The organism is uncultured Thiodictyon sp. (assembly GCF_903828115.1).
In the GTDB taxonomy this organism is placed as follows: domain Bacteria; phylum Pseudomonadota; class Gammaproteobacteria; order Chromatiales; family Chromatiaceae; genus Thiodictyon.
In genome coordinates this window covers 1-7,077 of sequence record NZ_CAIKKU010000659.1, presented here as the reverse complement: position 1 = coordinate 7,077, position 7,077 = coordinate 1, and the positions used below count along the sequence as shown (strand labels likewise).

General features: G+C 64.4%; 9 protein-coding genes and 1 pseudogene. 9 read left to right on the top strand and 1 reads right to left on the bottom strand.

The features are described from left to right. The 9 genes and pseudogenes from QZY48_RS24905 to QZY48_RS24870 all read left to right on the top strand — a co-directional run. Positions 1–951, top strand: a 951-nt coding sequence (locus QZY48_RS24905) for an AAA family ATPase (RefSeq protein WP_366929772.1), incomplete at its 5' end; no start/stop codon positions are given. 421 nt (positions 952–1,372) lie between these two features. Next, positions 1,373–2,437 carry an ABC transporter substrate-binding protein gene (locus QZY48_RS24900; protein ID WP_295436136.1) on the top strand — a complete coding sequence of 355 codons (1,065 nt, stop codon included), beginning with the start codon at positions 1,373–1,375 and terminating at the stop codon, positions 2,435–2,437. 100 nt (positions 2,438–2,537) lie between these two features. Further along, positions 2,538–3,314: a branched-chain amino acid ABC transporter permease gene (locus QZY48_RS24895; protein WP_295436138.1), complete on the top strand. Its 777-nt coding sequence runs from the start codon at positions 2,538–2,540 to the stop codon at positions 3,312–3,314. Then, positions 3,212–4,000, top strand: coding sequence for a branched-chain amino acid ABC transporter permease (locus tag QZY48_RS24890; protein ID WP_295436134.1), 789 nt, complete (start codon positions 3,212–3,214; stop codon positions 3,998–4,000). The genes QZY48_RS24895 and QZY48_RS24890 overlap by 103 nt, the downstream gene beginning before the upstream one ends. Beyond that, positions 3,976–4,182, top strand: a pseudogene (locus QZY48_RS35015) (ATP-binding cassette domain-containing protein); the annotation flags it as partial. The gene QZY48_RS24890 and the pseudogene QZY48_RS35015, both read left to right, overlap by 25 nt. A 34-nt stretch (positions 4,183–4,216) precedes the next feature. Beyond that, entirely contained in the window at positions 4,217–4,354 is a 138-nt protein-coding gene (locus QZY48_RS35010; protein WP_366929771.1) for a hypothetical protein, read from the top strand. Beyond that, positions 4,347–5,051: an ABC transporter ATP-binding protein gene (locus QZY48_RS24880; RefSeq protein ID WP_366929773.1), complete on the top strand. Its 705-nt coding sequence runs from the start codon at positions 4,347–4,349 to the stop codon at positions 5,049–5,051. Before QZY48_RS35010 ends, QZY48_RS24880 begins: the two co-directional genes overlap by 8 nt. Positions 5,052–5,077: 26 nt before the next feature. Beyond that, a complete protein-coding gene (locus QZY48_RS24875) occupies positions 5,078–5,323 on the top strand; it encodes a hypothetical protein (protein ID WP_295436129.1) in 246 nt (81 codons plus the stop codon). A 303-nt stretch (positions 5,324–5,626) separates the two neighbouring features. Then, a complete protein-coding gene (locus QZY48_RS24870) occupies positions 5,627–5,869 on the top strand; it encodes an AbrB/MazE/SpoVT family DNA-binding domain-containing protein (RefSeq protein ID WP_295436126.1) in 243 nt (80 codons plus the stop codon). 155 nt (positions 5,870–6,024) lie between these two features. Here QZY48_RS24870 and QZY48_RS24865 read toward each other — a convergent pair whose 3' ends face one another. Then, a complete protein-coding gene (locus QZY48_RS24865) occupies positions 6,025–6,312 on the bottom strand; it encodes a hypothetical protein (protein ID WP_295436124.1) in 288 nt (95 codons plus the stop codon). Between the last annotated feature and the right edge of the window lie 765 nt (positions 6,313–7,077).

Below are 7,077 nucleotides of genomic sequence, written 5' to 3'. Positions count from 1 at the left end.
CCGGGCCAGGGGGCGGCGCTCGCCCTGATCGGACCGCGGCGCTGCGGCAAGACCTCGCTGCTCAACATGCTGCCGCTGAAGCTGCCGGACGCGCTGGTGGTCTTCTTCGACACCCAGAACAATCCGATCGACTCCACCGAATCGCTGGTCAAGGCGCTGGTCGGGCAGGCGCAGGAACAGGGGCGGCGCGAGCACCGACTGACCCTGCCGGACGCCCCGCCGGGGCCGCCGATGGAATCGCTGGCGGCCTGGTTCGAGCGGTTGGAGCGCCTTGATCTGAGCGGGTTCGGGGTCCGGCGGATCCTGCTCTGCATCGACGAGTTCGAGCGCTGGGAGGGGCTTTTCCCCGGCGACCGGCGGGCGCTGCTGCAACTCTTGGGGCTCTTGCGCGCCACCATCCAGCACCGCCGCCGACTGCGGGTGCTGATCGCCGGGGCCGCCCATGTGGACGAATTGGACCCGATGTGGGCCGACCACCTGGTGAACCTGCGTACACTCACCATCGGTCCGCTGACCCGGCCGGTGACGCTCGATCTCCTGATGCGCCCGAGCGACGACTTCCCGCCCGACGCCATCCCGCCCGCGGTGGCCGAGGCGGTCTGGTCCCGCACCCTGGGCCAGCCCTATCTGACCCAACTGTACGGCTCGCTGCTGGTGACGCATCTCAACGATGGCCTGATTGATACGGGGCGGCGCCAGGCGACGGTGGCGGACTGCGCCGCGCTCGACCCGGCGGTGCTGGACAAGGCCAATACCTATCTGACCAACCTGGTCCAGGCGACCCCGGCCCCGGCGCTGGCGGTCCTGGAGCGGCTTGCCCGCGGCGAGGCGGTGGACCTGGCCGCCGAGGACCGCGCGACACGGCGCTATCTGCGCCGCCGGGGGCTGGTGAGCGCGGACGGGGGCTTGGGGATTCCGGTGCTCGGGGGCTTTTTGCGGCGCGAGGGGTGAATCCGCAAGGCGCAGTGCTCACGCCAAGGTGCCCATTTCGCCATTGTTTTTCGGTGCGTTATCGCCGCGACGGGACCTCGCAAGCCGCCGTGGCCTCGTCGCGGCTGAAGCCGCTCCCACGGGGGACCTCCGGCCTGGCCTGGGAGCGCCGCACCCCAGTGCGGCGCGATCTCGCAGATCACCCCGCCGGTGTGGGTCGAGCAGAGGCCGCGCCGCACTGGGGTGCGGCGCTCCCAGTAGCCGGTGCGGCTTAACCTGATGGCAGCGCCGCTTCGGCGTGGGAATGCCGTGCGGGCGTTCCGCTTCCGGTCTTGGCACTGGATGCGGAGCGGATCGTCACGCACCAGACGGCCGCGTTCGAGTATCGGTTGGCCGCCCCCGCGCTGCGTGCCGACAGCAGAACCGGAAACCGTCATCCGGGGTGGCGGCGGCACAAGTCCAAGTTGAAATGGCGGCGCAGGAGATCAACGCCGGCGGCGGTATCAAGGGTCAGACGCTGCACCTGCTGTTTGAGGACGATACCGGCAGACCCGACGTCGGCCGTTCGGCCACTGAAAAGCTGATTTCCCAAGACCGGGTGCCGGTCCTGACCGGCGGCTATTCAAGTTCCGTCACCGCCGCGGTCACCGCGGTCGCGCAACAGCTCCAGGTGCCGTTCCTCGTGACGACCGGCTCGGCGGACGAAATCACTGAAAAGGGATACGATTTCGTCTTCCGGATCAATCCCCCGGCCAGCGAATACCCGCGGGGTCTGAGTTCTTTCCTGGAACAGGTCGCCAAACCGAAAACCGCGGTCATCTTGGCCGAGAACTCGTTGTTTGGTCAGTCCAGTTCCAAGGAAATGGTGACCCTGTGCGGGCAACTCGGCATTCAGATCCTGCTGAAGGAGGGCTACAACAAGGGCGCCGTGGACTTCAAACCACTGCTCACCAAAGTCAAGGCGCTGAATCCCGATCTGGTCTACATGATTTCCTATGTCATGGATGCCTCGCTGATGATGCGCCAGGCCCGGGAACTGGACCTCAATCCGCAATTGTTCATGGGCGGCGGCGCCGGCTTCACCCTCCCGGAATTCGCCAAAAGCGCCGGTCCGGCGGCCGACTATGTCTATTCCGCCACCCTGTGGATGCAGAATCTCCCCGCTCCCGGCGCCCGCGACTATTTCGACGCCTATCAGGGCAAATTCAAGGAGGAGACCGAATATCATGGCGCCGAGGCCTATGCCTCGCTGCAGGTCATCGCCGATGCCCTGAGGCGCGCTAAGTCCACGTCCCCACAGGATATTCGCGATGCCCTGGCGGTCACCGATACAGCCACCGTGTTCGGCCCGGTCAAGTTCGTCGCCTATGACAGGAAGACGCAGCAGAACCGGTTGCCGACCTTCCTGGTGCAATGGCAGAAGGGCAAGCTGGAAACCGTTTGGCCGCTCGCTATCGCCACCGCCGGGTACCGGTTCCCCACCCCGCCCTGGGGCGAGCGCCAATAGCGGTCCACGCGGATTCCGACCCCATGACTCTACCGGGTAAGCGGCCACGCCGGCCGCTGATCCCTGTTCATTCTGCTTTGCACTCAGGGCGCGAACCGTGATGGATGTCTTTCTGCAAACCCTCATCGCCGGGCTCCTCAAAGGCGGACTCTACACCCTGATCGGCATCGGCATGAGTTTGATCATGGGGGTCATGGGCATCATCAATCTGGCGCACGGCCAGTTGATGATGGTCGCCATGTATATTGCCTTCGTCCTCAGCACCATCGGCCTGGACCCCTATCTGGCGCTGCTGGTTGCGATGCCGGCACTGTTTCTGCTCGGCAGCCTCATTGCGCGCTATCTGCTGAGTCCACTGATCGCCGCCGACACCATCCTGCCGGAAAATCAGGTGCTGATGACCGTCGGCATTGGCATGGTCCTGACCGAAGTCGTGCGGCTGATCTTCAAATCCGATTATAAATACATCACCACCAGTTACTCCAACGCGAGCTTTTTCCTCGGCAACATCTCGTTCAGCGTGGCGCTGAGCTACGCCTTTGGCATCGCCCTGCTCTTCACGCTGGTCATGTTCTGGCTGCTGCTCAAGACCGACCTCGGGCGTTGCATCCGCGCCACGGCGCAGGACCGACAGGCGGCCCTCCTGATGGGTATCAACACCGGCCGCATCACCGTCATTACCTTTGGTCTTGGGGCGGCACTGGCGGGGGCCGCCGGCACCCTGCTGGCGCCGGTCTCCTGGCCCACCATTTCGGCCTTTCCCCTTGGTGGGGAATGGCCCTCGGCGGCTTCGTCGCGCTGGCCGTCGGCCTTCCGTTCGGCTGGATCTGTTTCCGACTGCGTGGTGCCTATTTCGCCCTGGCGACCCTGGCTTTGAATGAAATCCTGCGGCACACCGCCGCCATCGCCGAGCCTTTCACCAACGGCATGACCGGGATACTGATCATGCCTTCGTTCGTTTCCAAGGTGCCCTTCTACTACATTGCACTGGTGCTCGCGGTGCTGGCAATCCTGAGCGTACAACTGATCTCATACTCAAGATGGGGCTATTATTTCATCTCCATCCGCGAGGATCAGGAGGCCGCCGAGAGTCTGGGGATCGATACCCATCACTATAAAATGATCGCGCTCGGTGTCGCGGCCTTTCTGACCGGCATCGCCGGGGCCTTTTACATGAATTACATGGGATTCATCGATCCCGATGTCGTATTCTCGCTGCACGGTATTTCCATCATGGCGATTCTGGTCGGTATCGTGGGCGGCGTCGGCACTATCTACGGACCCGTGGTGGGCGCCTTCGTCATGGTGGCCGTTCAGGAACTGTTCCGGTCGGGCTTTTTCGGTCTGTTGCAAGTGCTGGCGGAGATGAGCGAGTCGCCGCTGATCGCGGAGCTGGCGGAACTCGTCACCAAGCTGCATGTGCTGGGCTTCGGGTTGCTGGTGATCGTCGTGATTCTGGTGCTGCCCAATGGCATCGTGGGCGACTGGTCGAAAATACAGAGAGGATTGCGGCATCTGAAACCCGGTGCGGAGAGGACATCGCCGTGGCCTACTTCCAGGTAGATTCGCTCGTCAAGTCCTTCGCCGGCCTGACCGCCGTCAATGGTGTCAGCTTCACGGTTGCCCAGGGCGAGATCTTTGCGCTCATCGGTCCCAACGGCTCCGGTAAAACGACCACCTTCAATCTCATCACCGGCTATCTGCGGCCAACCTCGGGCCGTATTCTGTTCAAGGGTCAGGAAATCCACCGGCTCAAGAGTACTGATTATCGAGCATATCATGCATGTGATCATGAGGATCTCCGACCGCATTCACGCCATCAACTTCGGACACACCATCGCCGAGGGCACGCCGTCGGAGGTGATGCGTGATCCGGCGGTGATCGAGGCCTATCTGGGGAGAGATCATGTTGCTTGATGTCGACCGGTTGAGCGTCGGCTACGGCGATATGCAAGTCTTGTGGGACCTCTCGTTCAAGGTCGCCGCAAAGGAAATCGTGGTCCTGCTGGGAGCCAATGGGTCCGGCAAATCAACCACGCTCAAGACCATTTCCAGCCTGCTGCATCCCTGGTCGGGCTCGATCACCTTCTCCGGCGTTCGGCTGGACTCACTCAGCGGCGATCGGATCATCGCGCACGGGGTGGTACAGGTGCCCGAGGGTCGGCGCCTGTTTGCGGAGATGACGGTCGAGGAGAATCTGGTCATGGGCTCGCTGGCGCCGGAACCAAGGGCGAAGCGGGCCGGCACGCTGGAGTCGGTCTACGAGATGTTTCCGCGGCTGCGCGAACGCCGACACCAGTTGGCCGGCACCCTGAGCGGCGGCGAACAGCAACTGTGCGCCATCGGGCGCGGGCTGATGGGCTTGCCCAAGCTGTTGATGCTCGACGAACCCTCGCTGGGACTGGCGCCAATCATGGTCGAGGAAATGTTCAAGATCATCCGTCGGATCAATAGGGAGGGCACCACCGTACTACTGGTGGAACAGAACGTGCGGCAGTCGCTCGGATTGTGCGACCGCGCCTATGTCCTGGAAAACGGACGCATTGTCTTGAGTGGCACCGGTACCGCACTGTTGCACGATCAGCATGTCCAGGAAGCCTATTTGGGGTTGTGAACGATACCGGTGGATGGGAGGCAGCGGTGGCGGACGCAGTTGCGCTCGACCCGGCCGTGCTGGACAAGGCCAACACCTATCTGACCAACCTGGTCCAGGCGACCCCGACCCCGGCGCTGGCGGTCCTGGAGCGGCTTGCCCGCGGCGAGGCGGTGGACCTGGCCGCCCAGGACCGCGCGACGCGGCGTTATCTGCGCCGCCGGGGGCTCGTGAGCGCGGACCGGGGCTTGGGGATTCCCGTGCTCGGGGCCTTCCTGCGGCGAGAGGCCTAGGGTGCGGTCAGGAACAAACCGCACCGCGCGCGGATGCCATTCCCGTAGGATGGGTAGAGCGCAGCGAAACCCATCGTTTGCGCGCGCCTAAGGCGTTGATTGCTGGGTTTCGCTGCGCTCTACCCAGCCTACAGGTCGCGCGCGGATCGGGCCGGCGGCGAATACTTGCCCAATCTGGCCGGCGTGGGAGCCAGAACAGCCACAAGATCGCGGGACCGACGCCCAAAGGGGCGAGCGAGCGGCATTGAGTGCCGGCGGTTTTCGGCGTATCGTTTCTACAAAGTAGATACCAGAGGGACTGCCATGCGCGTCATCGTGAAGAAGTGGGGCAACAGCGCGGCCGTGCGCATCCCGGTCGGGGTCATGGCCGCCGCGCGGGTGAGCCTGGATGAGGAGGTGGACATTCGCGAGGAAGGCGGGCGGATCCTGATCGAGCCGATCCGGTCGCACGCCTACGACCTGGCGGAACTGCTGTCCGGGATCACGCCGGAGAATCGGCACGCCGAGGTGGATTTCGGTACCCCGGTCGGACGTGAGGCGCTGTGACCGTGCCGCGGTATGTGCCGGACGCCGGCGACGGTGAAGAGCCTGGATTGGGTGGCCCGCAAGGCGCTCCGCAAGGGTCGCATCACCGCCGCTGAATTGGCGCAAGTGCAGGGAAAGATCCTCGCCTTGATCGGCCCCTGACGGCCTGCCGCACCCTACCTGGCCGACAGCGGATAGACCCAACCGGCAATCCGACCGCCCTCCGCGTTCTTGATCTGCGTCGGCGAGACATCGATGAGCGTATAGCGGCCGCCCACCTCGAACAGGCGAATCCGGCGCGCATGATCGGTCGCGTCTTCCCAGCGGGCATTGCTGTAGTTCTGCTCGGCGAGTGCGACGCTGCCGCGTTCCTGATCGACGCCGATCACCACGGCGACGTGCCCCCACCGCCACTCGGGGTCCTGGCGGTTCGGATAATAGACGATGATAGATGAGGCCGACATAGCGCAGATTCGGCTGTTGCGGGTCCCGGGCCTGGACTGAGATCGCCCCGGTATCGAGATCGAGAAACGAATACTCCGGGTGAATACAGGTGGCAGTACAATTGGACTGGCCGGGCACGCCATCCACTGCGCCGAGCACAGTCCCGAAGCGGGTCGCACAACCGACGGTACAGGCATCCTTGCCGGCGAAAAAATAGCGCTTGAGGTCCGCCGGCTCGAAGGCCGGCGGCTGGCGCAGCAGGCCGTCGCCATCGGTATCGGGCAGTGGCGCGGACAGGGCGGACGCTTGCGGCGCGGTCGCCTTGGAATTGTCCTGCGGGGTCCCGACACGGCAACCCCCGCTCTGCCATAACAGCGCCAGCAATACCAATGTCGCGGCGCGTGAAGGGCGGACGCGACGTGAAACGCAAGAGGTAGCCCGGCGCAGCAGGTTCAACGTCGAAAAGAGATTTCTCAGGGCGGGCATTGCGCGTCGCGCTATCAAGGTCCCCGGTGCCTCGTTTGGCGCCGTGCGCAAGGTGATGCGGGCGGATTGCGTGGGTGGCTGGGCAGAAGGCATGGCCGCTCCGGTCGGGTGATGCGCTCATTGTACCTCAGGGTGACCCACGCATCCCCGGCGGGGGCCTTGATCATAACTCCGGCCAAGCCGCACCGGCGAGCACACGCGCGTAAGTCCGCTCGGGCGATGGGAGCGCCGCACCCCAGTGCGGCGCGGCCTCGCAAGCGACCGCAGCATTGCGTTCTGCGGATAGGCCGCGCCGCACT

Bases quoted from the DNA above. Each gene is read 5' to 3' on its own strand.
- QZY48_RS24865 (WP_295436124.1), bottom strand. From the start codon at position 6,312: ATGTCGGCCTCATCTATCATCGTCTATTATCCGAACCGCCAGGACCCC.
- QZY48_RS24870 (WP_295436126.1), top strand. From the start codon at position 5,627: ATGCGCGTCATCGTGAAGAAGTGGGGCAACAGCGCGGCCGTGCGCATC.
- QZY48_RS35010 (WP_366929771.1), top strand. From the start codon at position 4,217: ATGCATGTGATCATGAGGATCTCCGACCGCATTCACGCCATCAACTTC.
- QZY48_RS24895 (WP_295436138.1), top strand. From the start codon at position 2,538: ATGGATGTCTTTCTGCAAACCCTCATCGCCGGGCTCCTCAAAGGCGGA.
- QZY48_RS24890 (WP_295436134.1), top strand. From the start codon at position 3,212: ATGGCCCTCGGCGGCTTCGTCGCGCTGGCCGTCGGCCTTCCGTTCGGC.